Source organism: Mesorhizobium sp. M0768, from assembly GCF_040320195.1.
In the GTDB taxonomy this organism is placed as follows: Bacteria; Pseudomonadota; Alphaproteobacteria; order Rhizobiales; family Rhizobiaceae; genus Mesorhizobium.
On the sequence record NZ_JAMYPD010000007.1, the window covers coordinates 34,001 to 55,205 of the forward strand.

Consider the following 21,205-nt stretch of genomic DNA (forward strand, 5'->3'; position numbering starts at 1 on the left):
TCAGCCGGGCCCCTCCATCACCTTGCGCGTGTGGCGGGCGATCACACCTTCCTCGTCGGTCGCCACGACGCGGACTTCCACTTTGCTCTCCGCCTGGCTCATCAGCGCGGCATGAGAGCTGTTGGCGGCCTCGTCGATCGCCACGCCGAGCCAGTCAAGCCTGTCGCAAATCGCTTTACGGGCCGTGGCCGAGTGCTCGCCGATGCCGCCGGTGAACACCAGGCATTCCAGCCCGCCCAGCGTGTTGGCGAGGGCGGCAACTTCCCTGGCGGCGCGGAAGGCGAAAAGCTCCACCGCTTCGCGGGCCCGGCGGTCGTCGCTGGCCTCCAGCGTGCGCATGTCGCCGGAAATGCCGGACACGCCGAGCAGCCCAGATTCCTCGTAGAGCATGTCTTGCAGCGCCTCTCCGGAAACGCCTCTTTCCAGCAGCAGGTACAAAAGCACGCCCGGATCGATGGCGCCGCAGCGTGTGCCCATGACCAGGCCATCAAGCGCCGAAAAGCCCATCGTCGTATCGACGCTTCGCCCGTCGCGCATGGCGCACAGGCTCGCCCCGTTGCCGAGATGGGCGACAATGGTTCTTTTCGCCGCCAGATCGGGCGATATCTGCTTGAGCCGGCCGGCAACATATTCGTAGGAAAGCCCGTGAAAGCCGTAGCGGTGGATGCCGTCCGCCTCGTAGCGGCGCGGCAGCGCAAAACGGCTGACCAGAGGCTCGATGGTCCGATGGAAGGCCGTGTCGAAGCATCCGACCTGCGGCAGGTCGGGCCGCAGCGCGGCAAGCGCCCGGATTGGTGCGAGGCTGCGTGGCTGGTGCAATGGCGCAAGCGGGGTCAGCCTATCGAGAGCCTCGATAATTGTCGGCGTCAGGCGGGCAGGTTCGACGAACTCGCGTCCGCCATGGACGATGCGATGGCCGGCGGCGATGAGTTTCCTTCCGCCAAGTTCGTTCTCGATCCACTGCAGCATCTGGCCGATGCCCATGTCGCGTGATGCGTCCGCGGCAAGTGGCCGATCGCACTGCAGCTCCCCATCGGCGGCTTTCGCGGTCAGCCTTGGCGCATCGCCCAGATCCAGCGAACCGCGCGAGGCAAGATCCGGCTCGGCGGACGCTGCAAGGTCGTAAAGTCCGAACTTGATGCTGGACGAGCCGGTATTCAACGCAAGGATCGATCGTCGCATCAATCGCCGGCCCTCGTCGCGCCGTCCTGTGGCCAGGACCATTTCTGGATCTCGGGCATGTCCTCGCCATATTCGCGGACATAGGCCGTGTGCTCAGCCAATTTCCCGTGCAACGCCGCGGCAAGATCCTTCGCCCGCTCGGCCAGCCCCGGCACGCGCGCGATCGCGGCGAGTGCCAGATGATAGCGGTCGAGCTGGTTGAGCACCACCATATCGAACGGCGTCGTCGTCGTTCCTTCCTCGCGAAAGCCGTGCACATGCATGTTGTCGTGATTGGCGCGCCGGTAGGTCAGACGGTGAATGAGATAGGGGTAGCCGTGATAGGCGAAGATGACCGGCTTGGCCCTGGTGAACAGTGCGTCGAATCTGTCGTCGGCAAAGCCATGCGGATGCTCGGAATTCGACTGCAAGATCATCAGGTCGACGACATTGACGACGCGGATCTTCAGGTCTGGAATGCCCGAGCGCAGGATGTCGGCTGCGGCAAGCGTCTCCAGTGTCGGCACGTCGCCGGCGCAAGCCAGGACCACATCCGGTTCTTCGCCCTTGGCAACCGTCCCGGCCCATTCCCAGATGCCGGCACCGGCCTGGCAGTGCGCTTCCGCGTCCTCGGCCGACAGCCATTGCGGCGCCGGCTGCTTGCCGGCGACGATGACGTTGATGCGGTTGTAGGTTTTCAGGCAATGGTCGGTGATCCACAGCAGCGTGTTGGCGTCGGGCGGGAAATAGAGCCTTACCGTGTCGGCCTTCTTGTTGGCGACGAAATCGGCAAAGCCCGGGTCCTGATGGCTGAAGCCGTTGTGATCCTGTCGCCAGACATGCGAGGTCAGCAGGTAGTTGAGCGAGGCGATCGGCTTGCGCCAGGCAAGTTCGCCGGAGGTCTTCAGCCATTTGGCGTGCTGGTTGACCATGGAATCGACGATGTGGACGAACGCCTCGTAGCACGAGAACAGGCCGTGTCGGCCGGTCAGCAGATAGCCCTCCAGCCAGCCTTGGCAAAGGTGCTCGCTGAGCACTTCCATGACGCGGCCGTCGCGGGAAAGATGGACGTCGTAAGGCTCGATCCGCTCCATCCAGATACGATCCGTGACTTCGAACACATCGTCGAGGCGGTTGGAGGACGTCTCGTCCGGTCCCATCAGCCGGAAGTTCCTGGCATCGGCGTTCAAGCGGATCACATCGCGAAGATAGCTTCCGACGGTCCGCGTCGCCTCTCCGACAGCACCGCCCGGACGCGGTACGTCGAGCGCCAGGCCTTTCCAGTCGGGAAGCACCAGGTCTTGTTTCAGCAGGCCGCCATTGGCGTAGGGGATTGCGCCCATTCGTCTTGGTCCTGTTGGCGCTAGCGCCGCGAGCTCCGCCAGGAGATGGCCGCCTTTGTCGAACAGTTTTTCCGGCTCGTAACTGCGCATCCAGTCTTCCAGGATCTGGCGGTGCGCCGCATCGCCGCGTGCATTCGACACCGGCACTTGGTGCGAACGCCAGAAATCCTCGACTCGTCTGCCGTCGACCTCTTTCGGCCCGGTCCAGCCCTTTGGGCTGCGCAGCACGATCATCGGCCACAGCGGCCGGTCTCCCTTCCAGCCCGCGGCTCGTGCCGGCTCCTGGATGGAGTGGACCCGGTCGAGCACCGTATCGAGCGTGCGGGCCATCTCGCGATGCATCGCGGCAGGTTCATGACCTTCGACAAAAAAGGTTTCGTAGCCATAGCCGAGGAACAGGCTGCGCAACGCCTCGTCTTCCATGCGGCCGAGGATCGTCGGGTTGGCGATCTTGTAGCCGTTGAGATGCAGGATCGGCAGGACGGCACCATCGGATGCCGGGTTCAGGAACTTGTTGGAATGCCAGGCCGCGGCGAGCGGGCCGGTCTCGGCTTCGCCGTCGCCGACGACGCAGGCAACGACAAGGTTCGGATTGTCGAAGGCGGCGCCGAAGGCATGGACCAGCGCATAGCCGAGTTCTCCGCCTTCGTGGATCGAGCCGGGCGTCTCCGGAGCGGCGTGGCTCGGCACTCCGCCGGGAAACGAGAACTGCCGGAACAGCTTTCGCAGGCCGTCTTCGTCCCCGCCGACCTCGGGATAGATTTCGCTGTAGGTGCCCTCGAGCCAGGTGTTCGCGACCATTGCCGGGCCGCCGTGACCCGGACCGCAGATGAACAGGACATCGAGACCACGTTCACGGATGATCCGGTTCAGATGCACATAGATGAAATTGAGGCCGGGCGTCGTGCCCCAATGACCGAGCAGCCGCGGCTTGATGTGCTCGGGCCGCAAGGGCTCGCGCAAGAGCGGATTGTCGAGCAGATAGATCTGGCCAACCGAGATGTAGTTCGCGGCGCGCCAGTAGCGGTCCATCAGATCGATCTGGTCAAGGCCGGTCGTATGCGCAGCGGTGCGGGCCTCGTCGTTCATGGAAATGCCTCCGGAATACCCTCGTCCGTCGTTATCTGGAGTGGCGTCGCGTCGGAGAAAGGATTTGCCTCGAAATAAGTTTGGGCGGCGCGGCCGGCGCCCGCTTGTCGATCCTGCAACGCGCCTCGCCAGACAAAAGCGGGTCGGTCTTTTGGGGAACCTCGGGGCTTGCCAACGGTTAGGAAGATGCACCGCATTGCTTGAATCCAAGGGGACCGCCGAGGCCCTGAGATATGAGCCGGCCGAAGTGCCGTTGAGCAGCTTGGGCGATTGCAGCGGAAGCCCTAGGAGGAGCAGAAAGATGCTCGATCTCTCCCATGCCCGCAACCAAATGGTCGATATCCACCTGAGCCGCCGTGGCATTCGCGACCGCAATGTCCTTCTAGCGATGCGCGAGGTCCCGCGCGAGGCTTTCGTCGAGCCTGGTTTCGAAGAATTCGCCTATGAGGACGGGCCGCTGCCGATCGCCGAAGGTCAGACGATATCGCAGCCCTATATCGTTGCGTTCATGATCGAAATGGCGGAGGTCGGAGCCGGTGACCACGTCCTCGAGGTCGGCACCGGATCAGGCTATGCGGCTGCCGTGATGAGCCGTATCGTCGAACGCGTCTACACGATCGAGCGCCACGCCGCGTTGGCTGAAACGGCGAGGCAACGGTTCAAAAAGCTCGGCTACGATAATATCGAAGTCCGCACCGGCGATGGCACCAAGGGCTGGCCAGAGGCGGCACCCTTCGATGCGATCCTGGTTGCGGCCGCCGGACCCGGCGCGCCGCTCGCCCTGCAGGAACAGCTCGACGTCGCTGGCCGGCTTGTCATCCCGGTCGGCGATGAATTCGACTCGCAGCGCCTGCTCAAGGTCACCCGTACCGGCGCCGCAACCTACACCGAAGAGGATTTCGGCGGCGTGCGGTTTGTTCCGCTGATCGGCGAGCAAGGCTGGGGCGAGCCAGGCAGCGACAGCCAGATAGCGGCCGATCTTCCGCACCGGCATCAGCGCAGAAGCAGCCTGCCGCGGATGATAGCGGCCGCCGCCGAGCCGCTTCCGGATTTCGACGATCCGGCCTTCGGTGCGCTGTTCGACCGGTTTGCCGACCGCCGCGTCGTCTTGCTCGGCGAAGCCAGCCACGGCACGTCGGAGTTCTACCGCGCGCGCGCCGCGATCACTCGCAGGCTGATCGAGAAGCATGGCTTCACCATCGTCGCGGTCGAGGCCGACTGGCCCGATGCCGCGGCGATCGACCGTTATGTCCGCCATCGGCCGCCGCGGCCGGGCGCCGCGCCGCCGTTCCAGCGCTTTCCCACCTGGATGTGGCGCAACACCGACGTCGCGGCGTTCGTCGACTGGATGCGAGTGCGTAATGAGCGGATCAGCAAATCCTCCCGGCGGGCCGGATTCTATGGCCTGGACATCTACAATATGGGCGGATCGATTGCGGCGGTCCTGCAATATCTCGACCGGGTCGATCCGCAGGCGGCGAGGATCGCGCGCGAACGCTATGGCTGCCTGACGCCGTGGCAGAACGACCCGGCCACCTATGGCCGTGTCGCACTCACCTCCGGTTACCAGAAATGCGAGAAGGCCGTGCTCGAGCAATGCCGGGAACTGCTTTCCAGAGAGCTCGACTATGCGCAGCAGGACGGTATCGATTTCCTCGACGCCACCCAGAACGCCCGCCTGGTCGCCTCCGCCGAGCGTTATTACCGCACCATGTATTATGGCGGCGCGCAATCCTGGAACCTGCGCGACACCCACATGTTCGAAACGCTGGAGCACCTGCTGCAGGCCCGCGGCCCGAACGCCAAGGCGGTGGTATGGGCCCATAATTCCCATATCGGCGATGCCCGCTATACCGAAATGGGGATCGTCAGGGACGAACTGAATATCGGCCAGCTCTGCCGCCAGCGTTTTGGCGACGAGGTTGCCTTGATCGGGCTCAGTACGCATTCCGGGACGGTGGCCGCCGCCACCGACTGGGACGGCGACATGGAAGTGAAACCGGTTCGGCCTTCCCACAACGACAGCTATGAGCGGCTTTGCCACGACAGCGGCGTCTCGCCTTTCCTGCTCGATTTCGAGCGCGACGACACGCTGCGCGAACGGCTTCTGGAGCGCCGGCTGGAACGCTTTATCGGCGTCATCTACCGGCCCGAAACCGAGCTCCACAGCCATTATGCGGACGCCTCGCTCGCCCGCCAGTTCGATGCTTTCGTCTGGTTCGATGAAACCAGTGCCGTGACGCCGCTTGGGCCGGAACGTGCGGGGACAGGCCTTCCCGAGACCTATCCTTTCGGGCTGTAGCGAATTTGGACCCTGGGAAAGCGGAAAATCAAAAGAAGGAGGTCACCGATGGCCGGAAAAAAGACTCATGAGCAGCAATTGCGCATCATCGAAGAGCGCGAGAACACGAAAAACGCCGGCAAGGATTTCGACGCGGAAGCGGATTTGAAAAAGACCAGGCAAGAGCGCGAGGCGTTCCGGCGCGGTGCCGAGCTCAGATCGGACCCGAAGGATATTGCCGATCCCGACGATCGCAACATCATCCGCGGCGAGCACCAGGAAAGCGCCCACAACAAGCATCGCGCCGACCGCTGAACGGCCGGATCGCTTGACGTTAAGACAATACGGCTCCGGCTCCGTTCCCTGATCTGACGGATGCAGCGTTCGTGGCCGCAAAATTGGCGGACGAGGGCGCCGTCTTGATCCCTGGGGCTATTCGGCAAAAAATGTCGCGGCGACAGCAATTGAGACGAGGCTCAGTATCGCCAGGCCTGCCCTGGCGACATGCGAAGCCTCCCAGACGTTGCGCAAATCTCTCCAGTCGCCGGTCTGCTTTCGAGAGAACATTGAAAAGAACGTCGCGGCGGATTTCGGCAGGGCAGTGTCTTGCACCCAGAAATTATTGACGGGGTGCGTGACCAACCAATAGGTCGCGTGCTCCGCCAGCAACGAGACAAACGCCGCCAAGGTCCACCAGAATCGGGCGCTTGGATAGGGCGTCAGTAAAGCAGGACGGCGAGTGCAATGATGCCGCCGATCTCGGCGAACCCGCCGATCGTGAAGCCGGGATAGTAGATCGCCTGCACTGATCTGTAGGTGGCCTCCTTGAGGCGCAACTTGCCGGGCAATTCCAGAGCGTGCGCGAGCGAGAGCGCCATCGAGACGGCGACCAACAGAAGCGTGGCGATCGTCAATGCGCGCATGTTCCTGCTCCCGACCATGCCCTCGTGGTGCGCGCGTAGATAGGGTGGTTGGTGATCCGGTAAAGGCAACGACACCCGACTTCGCCGGCAAGTCCGGTTCGGTCATTCCCCGATCTGGCTGGTCGACCGTTCGTGGACTGTGGCGCCGGTCTGCGCGTCGACCGCGACCATGCTGACCTCGTAGCCCCAGAGCTTGCGGATATGCCGCAGTGTGGCGTCGCGGCTGCCGCCTTCCAGCACTATGCCGTCCTTGACCTTATGCTGCAGGCGCAGATGCCGGTCGCCGAGCAGGTCCACGTCCACCACCTGGATGTCCGGCCGGCTGGCGCCGATATCGTAGCTGTGGGCGAGTGCGGCGCGGATGCTCTCGTAGCCGCGCTCATTGTGTATCGAGGTGACTTCGTAGTGCGGATCGTTGGCCGCATCGGCAAGCACAAAGAACCGCCATTTCCGGATCAGGGTAGGGCTCAGATACTGGCGGATGAAGGACTCGTCGCGATGGTTGGCCCAGGCGTCCAGCAGGGTCTGGCGCCAGTCGCCATTGCCGGCGATATCGGGAAACCAGTCGCGGTCCTCGGCGGTCGGCGCGGTCGAGATGCGCTGGATGTCCTGCATCATGTCGAGGCCCAGCGCGTAAGGGTTGATACCGGAAAAGCGCGGATCGTCGAAGCCCGGCTGGAAGATCACGTTCGAATGGTTGCGCAGGATCTCCAGCATGGCACCTTCGCCGATCAGGCCGCGGTCGAACAAAAGGTTCATCAGCGTGTAATGCACGAAGGTGGCGCAGCCCTCGTTCATCACCTGCGTTTGGCGCTGCGGATAGAAATACTGCGCGATGACGCGGACAATCCGGATGACCTCACGCTGCCAGGGTTCCAGGATCAGGCTGTTCTTCTCCAGGAAATAAAGCAGGTTTTCCTCGGGCAGCTTGAGCGATTTCTTGCGTTCCGCCATGATGTCCGTCTCGCGGGGCTTGGCGCCGTCCTTCGAAGGCGGCAGCGTGCGCCATAGGTCATTGTAGGAACGCTCCTCGTATTCCAGGCGCTCGCGAACGCCCTCGCGCTGCTTTTCCGACGACAGCTTCGGCGGCCGGTGATATCTGAACACGCCCTGCTCCATCAGCGCATGTGCGGCATCGAGGATCTCTTCCACCGCATCGACGCCATGCCGCTCCTCACAGCGGGCAATGTAACCCTTGGCAAAGTCGAGATAGCTGAGGATGGCGCTGGCGTCCGTCCACTGCTGGAACAGATAATTGTTCTTGAAGAAATGGTTATGGCCGAGTGCCGCGTGCGCCGTCACCAGGGCCTGCAAGGCCATGGTGTTTTCTTCCATCAGATAGACGATGCAGGGATTGGAATTGATGACGAGTTCATAGGCGAGCCCCCGTCCGCCTTTGCGATAGAGCAATTCCTGGTAGAGGTAGTGCTTGCCGAACGACCAGTGCCGGTACATCAGCGGCATGCCGACCGAGGAATAGGCGTCGAGCATCTGTTCGGACGAGATTATCTCCATCTGTACCGGATAGACGTCGAGGTGGAGCTCTTCGGTGGCGATCGCCTCGATGGTCTCGTAGGCGCGCGACAGCGTCCTGAAATCCCAGTCGGAACCGGAAAACAACAACCCGGATCTGCTCGCCATCAGCCCCCTCTTTCACCGCTCTTTTGATAACCCGGCTGTCTGGCGAAGAGCTGGCGGAAAACCGGGTAGATGTCGGCCGCCGTGGCGATGCGGCTCATCTGGAAGTTCGACCACCTCAGCTTGACCGCACTGTAGGCACGCCACAGCGACGTGCCGTTGTCGGTGGCGCCGAAGATGTGGCTCTCGCGCTCGTCGAGGATCTCGACGTAGGCAAAATACTGGCAAAGCCGCATGATCTGTTCGTCGAGCAGGGTGATGCAGCGCTCCGAATCGGTGACGAAATTGTCGCCGTCCGAGGCCTGGGCGACATAGATGTTCCATTCGCGGCTGGGATAGCGCTGCTCGACGATGCGGTGCATCTCCTCGAGCGCCGTGGAAACCACCGTGCCGCCGCTCTGGGTGTTGTAGAAAAAGGTCTCCTCGTCCACCTCCTGCGCCTCGTGCGTGTGGCGGATGAAGACCACCTCGGTCCGGTCGTAGCGCCGTTTCAGGAACAGGTGCAGCAGCACGAAGAAGCGCTTGGCCAGATCCTTCTCGCGTTCGCCCATCGAGCCGGACACGTCCATCAGGCAGAACATCACCGCATTGGCATTCGGCACCGGCTGGGCGTCGAAGCGGTTGAAGCGGATGTCGACCGGGTCGACATAGGCGATTCGCTTGCGGCGGCGCTCCAGTCGCTCAAGCTCTTCCTGCAGCGCCACGATGCGCTGGCGCCTCTCGGCGTTCTGCGGCTTCGCCTCCAGCGACGTGATCTCCTGCGCGATTGCGTCGAGTTCCTCCTGCTTGGGGCGCCTGAGTGCTATGCGGCGGCCATGGCTGTTGCGCATCGTGCGCCCGACATTGATGTTGGTCGGCGAGCCGGTCGCGGCGAAGCCGGCCCGGCGCGGCTTGAAAGCGAGGATCTCCTTGAGGTTGAGCTTGACCATATCAGGCAGTTCGAGGTCTTCGAAAAAGAGGTCGAGAACCTCTTCGCGCGACAGCACGAAACGGAAATCGTCCTCCGATTCGGTTCTTCCCGGGGCTGATCCCATGCCGCCGCCCTGGCCGGGCTTGGGCAGCCGGTCGCCTGGGGTGAAATGCTTGTTGCCGGGCAGGACGTGCTGGCGGCTGCCGCTGTTCCTGGCATCGTTGAAGCTCGGCTCGCCGGTACCCCGCGCCGGCATCGAAACGGCATGCTCGGCGTCCACGTCGGCGATCTTGCCGGCGCGGATCTGATCGCGGATGGTGCGCTTCAACTCTTCGCGCGCCCGCCGCAGGAAACGCTGCCGATTGCCGAGGCTTTTGTCCTTCGGGTTCAGTCGGCGATCAATGAAGATCGGCATATGTTACCCCGGGCTGGCTTCAACCCGCCTTGTTCACCCGCATGTACCAGTCCACCAGCCGGCGGACCTGGCGCTCGGTGTAGCCGCGCTGGATCATCCGCTGCACGAATTCGGTATGCCGCTTCTCCGTCACGCTGTCCTGCTTGGAGCCGAAGCTGATCACTGGCAGCAGGTCCTCGACCTGCCCGAACATCCGCTTCTCGATGACTTCGCGCAGCTTCTCATAGCTTGTCCATGACGGGTTGCGGCCATGGTTTCTGGCCCGCGCGCGCAGCGTGAACTTCACCACTTCGTTGCGGAAGTCCTTGGGATTGGCGATGCCGGCCGGCTTTTCGACCTGCGACAATTCGTTGTCCAAGACCTCGCGATTGAGGATCTGGCCGGTATCGGTATCCTTGTAGTCCTGATCCTCGATCCAGGCATCGGCGTAGGCGATATAGCGGTCGAACAGGTTCTGGCCGTATTCGCTGTAGGATTCCAGATAGGCCTTCTGGATCTCGTGGCCGATGAACTCGGCATAACGGGTGGCCAGCTCCGACTTTATGAAATCGAGATAGTCCGCCTCGGTCTCCTTCGGGAACTGCTCGCGCTTGATCGCCTCTTCAAGGATGTACATCAGATGCACCGGATCGGCCGCCACCTCTTCGGTGTCGTAATTGAAGGTCTGCGACAGGATCTTGAAGGCGAAGCGGGTGCTGACGCCGGTCATGCCTTCGTCGACGCCGGCGGCGTTTCGGTATTCCTGGACCGACTTCGCCTTGGGATCGGTTTCCTTGAGGTTCTCGCCGTCATAGACGCGCATCTTGGTGTAGAGCGGCGAATTGTCGTGTTCGGCCAGGCGGGTCGAGACGGTGAACCGGCTGAGGATATCGAGCACTTCCGGAGCGCAGGGGCTGTTAGCCAATTCGCTTTCGCGCAACAGCTTCTCGTAGATCTGCCGCTCTTCGGTGACGCGCAGGCAATACGGCACCTTGACCACCAGGATGCGGTCGAGGAACGCCTCGTTGTTCTTGTTGTTCTTGAACTGCAGCCATTCCGATTCGTTGGAATGGGCAACGATGATGCCCTGATAGGGGAAAGCGCCGAAATTCTCGGTGCCGTTGTAGCTGCCTTCCTGGGTGGCGGTCAGCAGCGGATGCAGCACCTTGATTGGCGCCTTGAACATCTCGACGAATTCGAGCAGCCCTTGCGTCGTCCGGTTCAGCCCGCCGCTATAGGAGTAGGCGTCCGGATCGGACTGGCTGAAGTTTTCCAGCTGCCTGATGTCGACCTTGCCGACCAGGGCCGAAACGTCCTGGTTGTTCTCGTCGCCCGGCTCGGTCTTGGCAATGCCGATCTGGCGCAGCCTGGACGGCATCAGCTTGACGACGCTGAATTTGGAGATGTCGCCGGACAATTCGTCGAGGCGCTTGGCCGCCCAGGGCGAGATCAGGCCGTTCAGCCGCCGCCGGGCGATGCCGTATTTGTCCTCCAAAAGGTCGCCCATGCGGTCGGGATCGAACAGCCCGAGCGGCGATTCGAAGACCGGGCTGACCTGGCCGCCGACCTTCAGCGTATAGATCGGACGCTGCTCCATCAGCCTTTTCAGCTGCTCCGCAAGCGAGGACTTGCCGCCGCCGACCGGGCCAAGCAGATAGAGGATCTGCTTGCGTTCCTCGAGCCCTTGCGAGGCATAGCGGAAATAACCGGCGATACGCTCGATCGTATCCTCCATGCCGTAAAAGTCGGCGAAGGTTGGATAGATCTTGATCGTCCGGTTCGAAAAAATACGGCCGAGCCGCTCGTCCTTGCTGGTATCGACAAAGGTCGGCTCGCCGATCGCCTCGACCATCCGCTCGGGTGCCGAGGCGTACATCGACTTGTCCTCGCGGCAGGCAAGCAGATATTGCTGGAGGCTTATCTCCTCCTGAGCCGCATTCTTGTAAACCTCGGAAAACAGATCGAAGACGTCGGATTGATTCTCACGCATGGTATTCCTAGCCCCGGAGCCGGTGTGGCTGCACGTTTGTCTCTTGAACAACCAAATGTCAGAAAGCCCTTGTGGTTCCCTTCACTTCGCAGAGAGTGCATGTGATCGAAGGATAAGAGTCTAGATAAGGACATCCTGAGTGCAGACAAGGCGTGCAACGTCCTGACCGAGGCATAAAATCCTGAATTGCACCGCGCCCCGCTGACGACTCCCAACAAGACGGAGGAACGGTTCGGGTCCTTCCCGGTTGTGAGGGAAAGGAGACGGTCGATGTCTGGGAATAGTTTGTGGTTGCTCGTTGTTGCAGGCGGTCCACTGCTGCTGGCAATCCTGATCGCCTACGCCCTGCTCACGCAGCGCCGTCGCGGCCCGGCGGAGCGCAGGGAAAGCGAGCGCGCCACCGAGCGCCTGTATCAGGAAAAGAAGGACTGACCGACAGGATCGCAGCTCAGCTGCCGGCGGCCGCCAGCCCGGTCGCTTTTTCGGCGCGCAGCAGCATGCCAAACAGGTCACGCGGCTCATCGGGATCGGCCAGAAGGTCTAGTTCCTCGTAAAGGCCGGTCCGCTGAAGCTGATCGCGAACGTAACGCAAGGCGGAAAAATCCTCGATCGCAAAGCCGACGGAATCAAACAATGTGATCTGTCGGGCGTCCGTCCGGCCTGCTGCCTTTCCTGTCATCACCTGCCACAATTCGGTGACCGGATGATCCGCATCGAGCTGCTGGCTCTCGCCTTCGATGCGCGTCTGCGGCGGGTATTCGACGAAAATATCCGAGCGCAGCAGAATGTCGCGATGCAGCTCGGTCTTGCCCGGGCAATCGCCGCCTACCGCATTGATGTGCACGCCGGATCCCACCATGTTGTCGGTCAGGATTGTTGCCGACCGCTTGTCGGCGGTAACCGTGGTGATGATCTCTGCACCCTCAACGGCCTCCTGCGCCGACGCGCAGAGCTTGATGTCGAAGCCCAGGCCGGCAAGGTTCTTCATGCATTTGATCGAGGCCGCCGGGTCGATATCGTAGAGGCGCAGCCTGTCGACGCCAAGCAGCGCCTTGAAGGCGATCGCCTGAAATTCCGATTGCGCGCCATTGCCGATGATCGCCATGCAACTGGCGGCCTCTGGAGCGAGGTATTTCGCCGCGACGGCCGAGCTTGCGGCGGTTCTGAGCGCCGTCAGGATGGTCATTTCCGAAAGCAGCATCGGATAGCCGTTGCCGACATCGGCAAGCACGCCGAAAGCGGTCACGGTCTGGCGGCCGTCACGCGTGTTCTTCGGATGCCCGTTGACGTATTTGAAGCCGTAAAGCTGCCCGTCGCTGGTCGGCATCAGCTCGATGACGCCGTCAATGCTGTGCGAGGCGACGCGCGGCGTCTTGTCGAACAGCTCCCAGCGCCTGAAATCCTCTTCGATATAGGCGGCAAGCTCGACCAGAAAGCGCTCGATGCCGATGGCAAGCACCAGCTTCATCATGCGGTCGACGCTGACGAACGGGACGATGTTCAAATTGGCGGTCATGGCTCAGAACCCCCTCGTCGGGCGGTCCATGATCCGCCGGCCCATCAGGCTTGCGGTCAGGTCAACCAAAAGAGTGGCGGTGCGGCCGCGCTCGTCAAGAAATGGGTTGAGCTCGACCAGGTCGAGACTGGTGACGAGGCCGCTGTCATGCAGCATTTCCATCGCCAGATGCGCCTCGCGGAAGGTGGCGCCGCCGGGAACGGTGGTGCCCACCGCCGGGGCGATCGACGGGTCGAGAAAATCGACGTCGAGGCTGACATGGAGCATGCCATTGGCGGCGCTCACCCGTTCGAGAAAGGCGCGAAGCAGTTGCGCTATGCCGTGCTCGTCGATCGAACGCATGTCGTGGACCGTCACGCGGGCTCTGCGCAATGCATCCCGTTCCGCCAGGTCCACGCTGCGGATCCCCAGCGCGCATATGCAAGCCGGCTCCACCTGTGCTGCAAGCCGGGGGAAATAGCCCTCGAAGCCGGGCTGCCCGCTGGCATAGGCCAGCGGCACGCCATGCAGATTGCCGCTGGTCGTCGTGTCGAGCGTATGAAAATCGGGGTGGGCGTCGAGCCACAGCACGAAGAGCGGCCGACCGGCATTCGCCGCGCGGCGGGCTATGCCGGCGAGCGTGCCGGCCGAAATGCTGTGGTCGCCGCCGAGAAAGATCGGCATCGCATCGGCGCTTGCCGCATAGGCAGTTTCGCTGATCGCTGCCGTCCAGGCGGCGATTTCCGGCAGCGCCTTCACCGCCGCGTTGCCGTGTACGACAGGGCGCATATCGGCAGGGACAATCGTTCCGAGGTCGGTCAGCGTATGGCCAAGCTCGGTCAGCGCGCCGGCCAGACCGGCCGTGCGAAGCGCGCTCGGCCCCATCTCGCAGCCCATGCGGCCTGAGCCGGCCTGGATCGGCGCCCCAACGATCGTGCAATGCATTGTCATACTCACCGAATTACGATGGCTTTATTGAAGCGGGCATCGCTGGCAAAATGAACATGTCAAATTGGCAAATTTGTTGAACTGCCTTACCATAGCGGCAGCATCTACTTCCGTTGTGAGCAAACATGGACCAACTTGACGAGCGGATCATCACCTCTTTGCGGCACGACGCCCGGCGCAGCATTTCCGACCTTGCCGTCAGCCTGGGTGTCTCCCGGGCAACGGTAAGGTCCCGGATCGAGCGACTTGAAAGAGACGGCGTCATCGTCGGCTACACCGTCATTCTACGCGCCGACGCGGTCGATCAGCGGGTGCGTGGCATCATGATGATCGAGATCGAGGGCCATGCCGCCGATCGCGTCATCCGGGCGCTGGGCGGCTTCTCCGAGGTCTCGACCATCCACACCACCAATGGCCGGTGGGACCTGGTGATAGAACTCGGAACCCAGACGCTGAGCGAGTTCGATGCGGTGCTGAGACGTATCCGGCTGATTCCCGGAATTACCGGCAGCGAAACAAGCCTGCTCCTGGCAACGCCGCGCACCACCAAGGCGCGGCTGTGATCTTCGCCCTTGACCTCCAGCGGCAATGAAATCCCAAGCCAGGGAACCTTCAATTGCCGCCGCGGTTAGAGCAATTGCAGGAAAAGTGTGAAACGGTTTTCCGTTCGGAATTGCGTCAAAACAAGAGTGATCGGTTCAGCGTTTCCCCCGATGAACCGTTCTAGGCTCGGACAGCCCTTCTTCGAGGGAGAACAATCATGGCTCACGCCCAGCAGGAACTGGTCGAATTCGTTATCAGCAAAGCGTTCAATCCGGTCATGCGGGCCAAACCAGACGGAAAATCCGATGCCGAACGCAAGACGCTCGAGCACGTCCAGCAAGCCACGAAGACCGAGATCGAGCGCTATCGCCATTACGGCTCGGCCGAGGAGGTCGCGACCAATTTCAAGCGCGACCTGAGCTCAGATGCCGCCAAAAAGTTGCACGCCCAGCTGCGGCGCCTGCATCTGCCGACGATCGAGGATATTCGCGACGAATTTGAGGACAAAGCCCGCAAGCTTGGGGTCAAGGCCTCGTCGTAGATCCGCGACCGGTCCTCGGTGACGTCCGTCAGGCTGTCATCACAAACCGTCCTTGGTCGGAGGCCACCCTGACCGAACCGTCTCGGGGATGTTGTCCGACGTCAGATCGCCCCGATTGAGCTTTTCAATCGCTTCATCGGCTTCGCTTTCGTCGAGACCGGAAAGCGGCAACCCGCCGACCACGACGGCTTCGTCGCTCTCGCTGTCATAGACCTCCCAGAGGCCTTCCGGATTCTGTCGTTTGTCGAACGGCATGGCACTCCCCAACACCGCTATTGTACGCCTGCCACCCATTTCAGGGCCTGGGCTTTTTCGTCCTCCGGGAACACCCGCGCCTCGATTTGCGGAAACAGCGCGTCCGTCATTTCCGTGGCTGCCTTGATCCACTGCTTGTTGGAAATCACGGCGGCACGTTTGAAGCGGTGGACCTCGCCAAGTTTGCTCAGCCCATACTGCAGGTCGCGCCGCAAGGCGCCAGCCGTCATGTCCTCGAAATCGGCAAGATCGGTCAGGACGCCGATGTCCTTATGGTCGCTCAGTTTCGCTTCGATTGCCGGGATGACTTTGTCGTAGTCGTCCGCCGTCACGGTGCCGATGACACGAAAGGCGGCGACATTCTGGGGAGCGGAAATCATCTCGATCATTTTTTCCTCCGGTCTCTGACTTGCTGCCTGCCCGAAACAAACTCGGGCCATTGGCGGATGTTCCCTGCCGGAGGCGTGCTTGGCTTCAACCTGACATGGTTAGAACGACGATCGGCCGGCCTCCCCGACCGGCGCTCGGATCGCCTGGGTGACGACGGTATAACGCGTGATTTGACCCTCCTCGGGGTCCTCTCCGTCGAAGTGGATTTCTGCATTCAGTGGCAGCTGCGCGGTGTTGCCGAACTGCTTGACGGCGGAGACATGCACGATCTGCACGTCGGGGTCGCGCTTCATGGCGTCCATCGCCGCAAGCTCGGCGCTGCTGCTGCCGCCGATCCGCCAGCTGGCTTCCAGCACTCCCGATCGCCAGATGCCCGAGGAATCGACACCTTGGCCGATGTCGTAGTTGCGCCGTGAGGCAAAGAATCCGGGATAGCCATCCATCGCGGCGTCGTAGATCCTCGCCTGCGCCACAGCCAAACTTAGCGCCGGAGAAAGCTGCAGCCCGTCCAGCGCCTCCCATCCGCCGCGCACGACGACCAGATCGGATCCGCCGTAAACGGGCTGTCCGGCATTGTCGGCCGTCATTCGCTGCACGCCGTAATAGGCGACCGATGTTCCGTCGATCGCCGTTCTGCCAATGCTCAGCGTGACGATGTCGCGAAGCTCCGTTTCGAGAACAAGGCCGTATTCCCTCAGGTCGGAGGATGGATATCGATCCAGCAGCCTTTCGATATCGGCGACGGTCGCGGCGGTGTGCTGGTCGCGGCCCCGCGAAGCGCGCGGTGGCTTGAACCGGACCAGCCCGAGCTGCAGCAGACGTTCCGCTGCGCGCAGCGCGTCATCGCGTGAAAATGCGGTATAGCCGGGCAGTACGGCCGCGCCGACGGCTCTGCCGAAGCCGGCTGGCCATTCTTTTGGCCGTGCCGCCGACCCGTCCACCAGCTCGTGGGTTATGGCCTTGGTGGTTGCGAGGCGCCAGGGCACCACACCGCCGAAGAGGTCGTCCGGCCCGTTTATGCCCAGTTGGAGCGCATCGACGGCAAGCAGGCTGTCGTCCGGCACGAAATACAGTCGGCGACTGTCACCGCCGCCGTCACTCAGGCCCTCGCGGAAGGCAAAGCCCTTCAACGCCGCAATCGTGCGCGCAACGGCAGCGACGGTTTCCCGCTCGTGGGCATAGATGGTCTCGCCGCCCGGCGCGGAGAATGCGACCACAACACCTTTCGACCCGCTTGGTTGCTTACCGCTTAGCCCGGTCATGTCGCGCCCTTCGTCCATTGCCGAGCCCATTGCCGTTTCCGCGGCGATGCGTCCGAACCGAAAAACCCGCTTCCTCGGCGAATGTTCCGGCCAACGGCCGGCAATCCGGTTTGACCGAGGTTTGACCGGGGCGGCGACCGGAACTCGGCGGCTCGTAGCTGTTTATGAGGGAATCTCAGACAGCGAGATGGAGACCATGGCTTTCAGGCTCAAAAGCTCTGCCTTTGCCGATGGCGACAAAATACCGCCGCGCTATTCCCGCGACGGCGGCAACGAACGCGCCGCAAGGAACCAAAAGCTTCGTCCTGGCCGTCGAGGACCCCGACGCCCCTTCAGGCATGTTCCGTCATTGGGCGGTCTACGACATCGACGCACAGCGCAACTTTCTTCCCGAAGGCACGACCGCCGGCGCCAAGACCGAGAGCCTCGGACACGGCGTCAACGATTTCGGCAATCCTCATTATGACGGCCCCCAGCCGCCGCCTGGGCATGGGCTCCACCATTACCATTTCCGGCTTCTTGCACTCGACGTCGAGACGCTTCATCTCGGCGAGAAGGCTGCCGTCGAAGACGTGCTGAAACAGACCGAGCCGCACGTCGTGGGAGAGGCCGAGCTCGTCGGCACGTTCGAACGGGCTTGAGGACGCCACGCCATCCCGTCGCCTGGTTCGGCACAAACGGAGAAGCATGATGGACAACAAATCAAACCCTGTTGACCAACCCATATCCGGCAAGAAAGCCAGCGGCAGCGACAAGGCCGAGGCACCGAAGGAAGCAGGCGATCAGGCACGGAAAGCCCAGGAGTGGGGCGGCGGCTCAAAGGCCTCGAAAGGCGCGATATCGCCGAAGGATCGCAAAAATCAAAACTCCAGCCAGCGCAGCTGATACCGGTCCGTCATCCGGCAATGCGTCTGAAGCGGCGGGCAAGGCCGGGCTGGAGGCACTGCGCTGCGCCTCACATCGCTAGCGGTTCATGTTCATGGTCGCATTCATCGGCATCAAATTGTGGTCGAGATTGGCCATGATCCAGATCGAGCCGCCGATCACCAGAACTACGATCAGCACGCCGAAGGCAAGCGCCAGGGCGTTGTTGGTGTTGTCCGGTCCCGTCGTGATGTGCAGGAAGAAGACGAGATGGACGCCCATCTGGGCGATCGCCAGCACGACCAGCGCCACCGGAATGCCGGGTGCCCATATCAGGTTGGTTCCGGGCAACCAGAACGAGGCGATGGTCAGCAGCGTTGCCAGCCCGAGGCCGATCACATAGCCGCGTAGCCCGGATCCGACCTCGGTGTCGCCGAGGTATTCGTCACCCGGCGCCGTATCGATGTCGTAGCGCTCCAGCCCATCGGTGTCGCGCCGTTGCGCGTGGCGATCGTCCGCATTGCTCATCGACTTGCTCCCAGGAGATAGACCACCGTGAACAGGGCGACCCAGATGATGTCGAGGGCGTGCCAGAACAGGCTGAAGCACATGAAACGCCGAAGAATATCGTCGCGGAATCCCTTGGCGAAGATCTGCGCCATCATCGTGAGCAGCCACAGCAGCCCCGCCGTGACGTGAAGGCCATGGCATCCAACCAGCGTGAAGAACGCCGACAGGAAAGCGCTGCGCGTCGGTCCGGCACCGCTGGCAACCATATGCGCGAACTCGCGCAACTCGAGCAGGATGAAGCTGGCGCCGAGCACGAAGGTGACAGCCATCGCGACATAGAACCAGGAGCTTCGCCGCGCTGTCACGGCGAGGCTGGCGAGACCGCAGGTGAAGCTCGACAACAGCAAAGCGGCCGTCTCGATCGCGACGTTGCGCAGGTCGAACAGCTCGGCTCCGCTTGGTCCGCCCGCCGTCTTGCCCGCCAGCACCGCATAGGCCGCGAAGAAGGCCGAGAACATCACGATGTCGCTCAGAAGGAAGATCCAGAAGCCGTAGCCCACGACGATCCGGATCGGTGCCGGGCCGCCGTCTCCGTGGCCGGGTGCATGGCCGTGCCCGCCATGGAGGCGGTAGGGGTCACGCTCTCGAACGTCGATCGCGGTCATGGCCTTGGCCCCGTGTAAGTGGCCAGCGCCTCGCGGCGCGCACTTCGGTTGGCGCGGTCGATCCGGGCGACTTCGGCGGCAGGAATGACGTATTCGGGGATGTCGCGCCACGCGAATACGACGAAGGTGGCCAAAGCACCGAGCGCGCCGAGCGCCACCATCCACCAGATGTGCCAGATGAGGGCAAAACCCATCACGGTCGCAAAAAAGGCGCAGATGAACCCGGTGGGACTGTTGCGGGGCATCTCGATCGGCTCGTAGTCAGGCTCGTCGCGCAGCCGGTTTTGCTCGCGTGCCCGCTGCTTGATGCTCCAGTAGGGCTCTTCGCCCTCGACATGCGGAAGCGCGGCGAAGTTGAAGACCGGCGGCGGCGAGGGCGTGGCCCATTCCAGCGAGCGGCCGTCCCAGGGATCTCCGGTGGCGTCGCGAAGCGCCGCGCGCTGCCGGATGCTGACGACGAGCTGTACGATCTGCGCGACCACGCCGGCGGTGGTGATCAACATGCCGACGCCGGCAACCAGCACCCACGGATGCCAGGCCGGCACGTCGAAATGCTGCATGCGGCGGGTCATGCCGAGCAGGCCGACAGTGTAGAGGGGCACGAAGGTGGCGTAGAACCCGATCAGCGTCAGCCAGAAGGCCAGCTTGCCCCAGCCCTCGTGCAGCCGGAAGCCGAATGCCTTGGGAAACCAGTAGGTATATCCCGCGAAGGCGCCGAACAGCACGCCGCCGATGATGACGTTGTGGAAATGCGCCACCAGGAACAGGCTGTTGTGGAGCAGGAAATCGGCTGGTGGCACCGCCAGCAACACACCCGTCATGCCGCCGATGACGAATGTCACCATAAAGCCCAGCGACCACAGCATTGGCGTCGCGAAGCGGATGCGGCCGCCATACATGGTGAACATCCAGTTATAGATCTTCACGCCGGTACCGACAGCGATGATGCTGGTGGCGATGCCGAACGCGGCGTTGACGTCGGCGCCGGCGCCCATCGTGAAGAAGTGGTGCAGCCACACCATGAAGGAGACGATGCAGATGAAGAGCGTCGCGGCCACCATCGAGCGGTAGCCGAACAGCGGCTTGCTGGAGAAGGTGGAGATGACCTCCGAGAAGATGCCGAACGCCGGCAGGACGAGGATGTAGACCTCGGGATGGCCCCAGGCCCAGATCAGGTTCACGAACATCAGCATGTTGCCGCCAGCTTCATTGGTGAAGAAATGAAAGCCGAAATAGCGGTCGAGCGTCAGCATCGCGAGCGTGGCGGTGAGGATCGGGAAGGCGGCGACGATGAGCAGGCTGGCGGCAAGTGAGGTCCAGCAGAACATCGACATCCTGAGGTAACTCATGCCGGGCGACCGCATCTTCAGGATCGTGGTGACGAAATTGATCCCGGTGAGCAGCGTTCCGACGCCCGCTATCTGCACGGCCCACAGATAATAGTCGACGCCAACGCCCGGCGAATAGGCGGTCTCGCTGAGCGGCGGATAGGGCAGCCATCCGGTACGCGCGAATTCACCGATCACCAGCGAGATGTTGACCAGCAGCGCACCGGTGGCGGTGAGCCAGAAACTCACCGAGTTGAGCGTCGGAAAGGCAACGTCTCGGACGCCGAGCTGCAGCGGCACGACCAGGTTCATCAGGCCGATGACGAACGGCATCGCCCCGAAAAAGATCATGATGGTGCCGTGGGCGGAAAAGACCTGGTTGAAGTGGTCGGGCGGCAGATAGCCGGGCGCCTGGAAGGCGAGGGCCTGCTGCGACCGCATCATGACGGCGTCGCTGAAGCCGCGCAGCAGCATCAGCAGCGCCAGCAGCGTGTACATGACGCCAATCCGCTTGTGATCGACGCTGGTGATCCATTCGCGCCAGAGATAGGGGAAATGGCCGGCCAGGAAGACCCAGGCCAGCACGCCGAGGATTGCCAGGGCGACGACCGCCGAGGCGATCATCGGCAGAGGCTGATCGAACGGAATGACGTCCCAGCTCAATTTTCCGAGCAT

The 21,205-nt window shown here is 62.5% G+C and carries 22 protein-coding genes; 7 read left to right on the plus strand and 15 right to left on the minus strand.

Features of this window, described 5'->3' with window-relative positions; genetic code table 11:
- Complete coding sequence (locus tag NKI08_RS11595) at nt 1-1,182, minus strand: acetate/propionate family kinase (protein WP_352769288.1); 1,182 nt, start codon at nt 1,180-1,182, stop codon at nt 1-3.
- Entirely contained in the window at nt 1,182-3,593 is a 2,412-nt protein-coding gene (locus NKI08_RS11600; RefSeq protein ID WP_352769289.1) for a phosphoketolase family protein, read from the minus strand. Before NKI08_RS11600 ends, NKI08_RS11595 begins: the two co-directional genes overlap by 1 nt.
- Before the next feature lie 301 nt (nt 3,594-3,894).
- Between NKI08_RS11600 and NKI08_RS11605 the strand changes: the two genes are divergently transcribed.
- Entirely contained in the window at nt 3,895-5,895 is a 2,001-nt protein-coding gene (locus NKI08_RS11605; RefSeq protein WP_352769292.1) for a protein-L-isoaspartate(D-aspartate) O-methyltransferase, read from the plus strand.
- A gap of 48 nt (nt 5,896-5,943) precedes the next feature.
- Entirely contained in the window at nt 5,944-6,189 is a 246-nt protein-coding gene (locus NKI08_RS11610) for a hypothetical protein (protein WP_023720508.1), read from the plus strand.
- 117 nt (nt 6,190-6,306) lie between these two features.
- Here the strand turns inward: NKI08_RS11610 and NKI08_RS11615 are convergent, their stop codons facing one another.
- The 5 genes from NKI08_RS11615 to NKI08_RS11635 all read right to left on the minus strand — a co-directional run bounded on the left by NKI08_RS11615 (nt 6,307) and on the right by NKI08_RS11635 (nt 11,729).
- Complete coding sequence (locus tag NKI08_RS11615; RefSeq protein ID WP_352769295.1) at nt 6,307-6,561, minus strand: hypothetical protein; 255 nt, start codon at nt 6,559-6,561, stop codon at nt 6,307-6,309.
- 32 nt (nt 6,562-6,593) lie between these two features.
- A complete protein-coding gene (locus tag NKI08_RS11620) occupies nt 6,594-6,797 on the minus strand; it encodes a hypothetical protein (RefSeq protein WP_352769298.1) in 204 nt (67 codons plus the stop codon).
- Between the two features lie 102 nt (nt 6,798-6,899).
- Nucleotides 6,900-8,438 carry a SpoVR family protein gene (locus tag NKI08_RS11625; protein ID WP_352769301.1) on the minus strand — a complete coding sequence of 513 codons (1,539 nt, stop codon included), beginning with the start codon at nt 8,436-8,438 and terminating at the stop codon, nt 6,900-6,902.
- On the minus strand, nt 8,438-9,760 hold the full coding sequence (locus tag NKI08_RS11630) for a YeaH/YhbH family protein (RefSeq protein WP_352473049.1): 1,323 nt from the start codon (nt 9,758-9,760) through the stop codon (nt 8,438-8,440). Before NKI08_RS11630 ends, NKI08_RS11625 begins: the two co-directional genes overlap by 1 nt.
- A gap of 19 nt (nt 9,761-9,779) precedes the next feature.
- Nucleotides 9,780-11,729: a PrkA family serine protein kinase gene (locus NKI08_RS11635; protein WP_352449545.1), complete on the minus strand. Its 1,950-nt coding sequence runs from the start codon at nt 11,727-11,729 to the stop codon at nt 9,780-9,782.
- Between the two features lie 270 nt (nt 11,730-11,999).
- Here NKI08_RS11635 and NKI08_RS11640 point away from each other — a divergent pair, with 270 nt between their 5' ends.
- Nucleotides 12,000-12,161 carry a hypothetical protein gene (locus tag NKI08_RS11640; RefSeq protein ID WP_292655465.1) on the plus strand — a complete coding sequence of 54 codons (162 nt, stop codon included), beginning with the start codon at nt 12,000-12,002 and terminating at the stop codon, nt 12,159-12,161.
- Between the two features lie 16 nt (nt 12,162-12,177).
- On the opposite strand, the gene ocd is transcribed toward NKI08_RS11640, so the two are convergent.
- Nucleotides 12,178-13,245 carry an ornithine cyclodeaminase gene (ocd, locus tag NKI08_RS11645; protein WP_352769306.1) on the minus strand — a complete coding sequence of 356 codons (1,068 nt, stop codon included), beginning with the start codon at nt 13,243-13,245 and terminating at the stop codon, nt 12,178-12,180.
- 3 nt (nt 13,246-13,248) lie between these two features.
- On the minus strand, nt 13,249-14,169 hold the full coding sequence (rocF, locus tag NKI08_RS11650; RefSeq protein WP_352614279.1) for an arginase: 921 nt from the start codon (nt 14,167-14,169) through the stop codon (nt 13,249-13,251).
- A gap of 128 nt (nt 14,170-14,297) precedes the next feature.
- Here rocF and NKI08_RS11655 point away from each other — a divergent pair, with 128 nt between their 5' ends.
- Both NKI08_RS11655 and NKI08_RS11660 read left to right on the plus strand, forming a co-directional pair.
- Nucleotides 14,298-14,735 (plus strand): Lrp/AsnC family transcriptional regulator, encoded by a 438-nt coding sequence (locus NKI08_RS11655; RefSeq protein WP_352769310.1) that lies wholly within the window; start codon nt 14,298-14,300, stop codon nt 14,733-14,735.
- 197 nt (nt 14,736-14,932) lie between these two features.
- Nucleotides 14,933-15,256: a hypothetical protein gene (locus NKI08_RS11660; RefSeq protein ID WP_352539878.1), complete on the plus strand. Its 324-nt coding sequence runs from the start codon at nt 14,933-14,935 to the stop codon at nt 15,254-15,256.
- Nucleotides 15,257-15,295: 39 nt separating this feature from the next.
- Here the strand turns inward: NKI08_RS11660 and NKI08_RS11665 are convergent, their stop codons facing one another.
- From NKI08_RS11665 to NKI08_RS11675, 3 genes are all read right to left on the minus strand, one after another.
- Nucleotides 15,296-15,511, minus strand: a complete 216-nt coding sequence (locus NKI08_RS11665) for a hypothetical protein (RefSeq protein ID WP_352769313.1) — start codon at nt 15,509-15,511, stop codon at nt 15,296-15,298.
- 17 nt (nt 15,512-15,528) lie between these two features.
- On the minus strand, nt 15,529-15,900 hold the full coding sequence (locus tag NKI08_RS11670; RefSeq protein ID WP_352682402.1) for a SpoIIAA family protein: 372 nt from the start codon (nt 15,898-15,900) through the stop codon (nt 15,529-15,531).
- Nucleotides 15,901-15,999: 99 nt separating this feature from the next.
- On the minus strand, nt 16,000-17,193 hold the full coding sequence (locus tag NKI08_RS11675; RefSeq protein WP_352769316.1) for a DUF3182 family protein: 1,194 nt from the start codon (nt 17,191-17,193) through the stop codon (nt 16,000-16,002).
- 200 nt (nt 17,194-17,393) lie between these two features.
- On the opposite strand from NKI08_RS11675, the gene NKI08_RS11680 reads away from it, so the two are divergent.
- Both NKI08_RS11680 and NKI08_RS11685 read left to right on the plus strand, forming a co-directional pair.
- Complete coding sequence (locus tag NKI08_RS11680; RefSeq protein WP_352769319.1) at nt 17,394-17,804, plus strand: YbhB/YbcL family Raf kinase inhibitor-like protein; 411 nt, start codon at nt 17,394-17,396, stop codon at nt 17,802-17,804.
- A gap of 49 nt (nt 17,805-17,853) precedes the next feature.
- Nucleotides 17,854-18,048 carry a hypothetical protein gene (locus tag NKI08_RS11685; protein ID WP_352769322.1) on the plus strand — a complete coding sequence of 65 codons (195 nt, stop codon included), beginning with the start codon at nt 17,854-17,856 and terminating at the stop codon, nt 18,046-18,048.
- A gap of 78 nt (nt 18,049-18,126) precedes the next feature.
- Here the strand turns inward: NKI08_RS11685 and cyoD are convergent, their stop codons facing one another.
- The 3 genes from cyoD to cyoB are packed head-to-tail and all read right to left on the minus strand — an operon-like array spanning nt 18,127 to nt 21,205.
- Complete coding sequence (gene cyoD / locus NKI08_RS11690; RefSeq protein WP_352769325.1) at nt 18,127-18,555, minus strand: cytochrome o ubiquinol oxidase subunit IV; 429 nt, start codon at nt 18,553-18,555, stop codon at nt 18,127-18,129.
- Nucleotides 18,552-19,202, minus strand: a complete 651-nt coding sequence (gene cyoC, locus NKI08_RS11695; protein WP_352449535.1) for a cytochrome o ubiquinol oxidase subunit III — start codon at nt 19,200-19,202, stop codon at nt 18,552-18,554. Before cyoC ends, cyoD begins: the two co-directional genes overlap by 4 nt.
- Nucleotides 19,199-21,205, minus strand: a complete 2,007-nt coding sequence (gene cyoB / locus NKI08_RS11700; protein WP_352615131.1) for a cytochrome o ubiquinol oxidase subunit I — start codon at nt 21,203-21,205, stop codon at nt 19,199-19,201. Before cyoB ends, cyoC begins: the two co-directional genes overlap by 4 nt.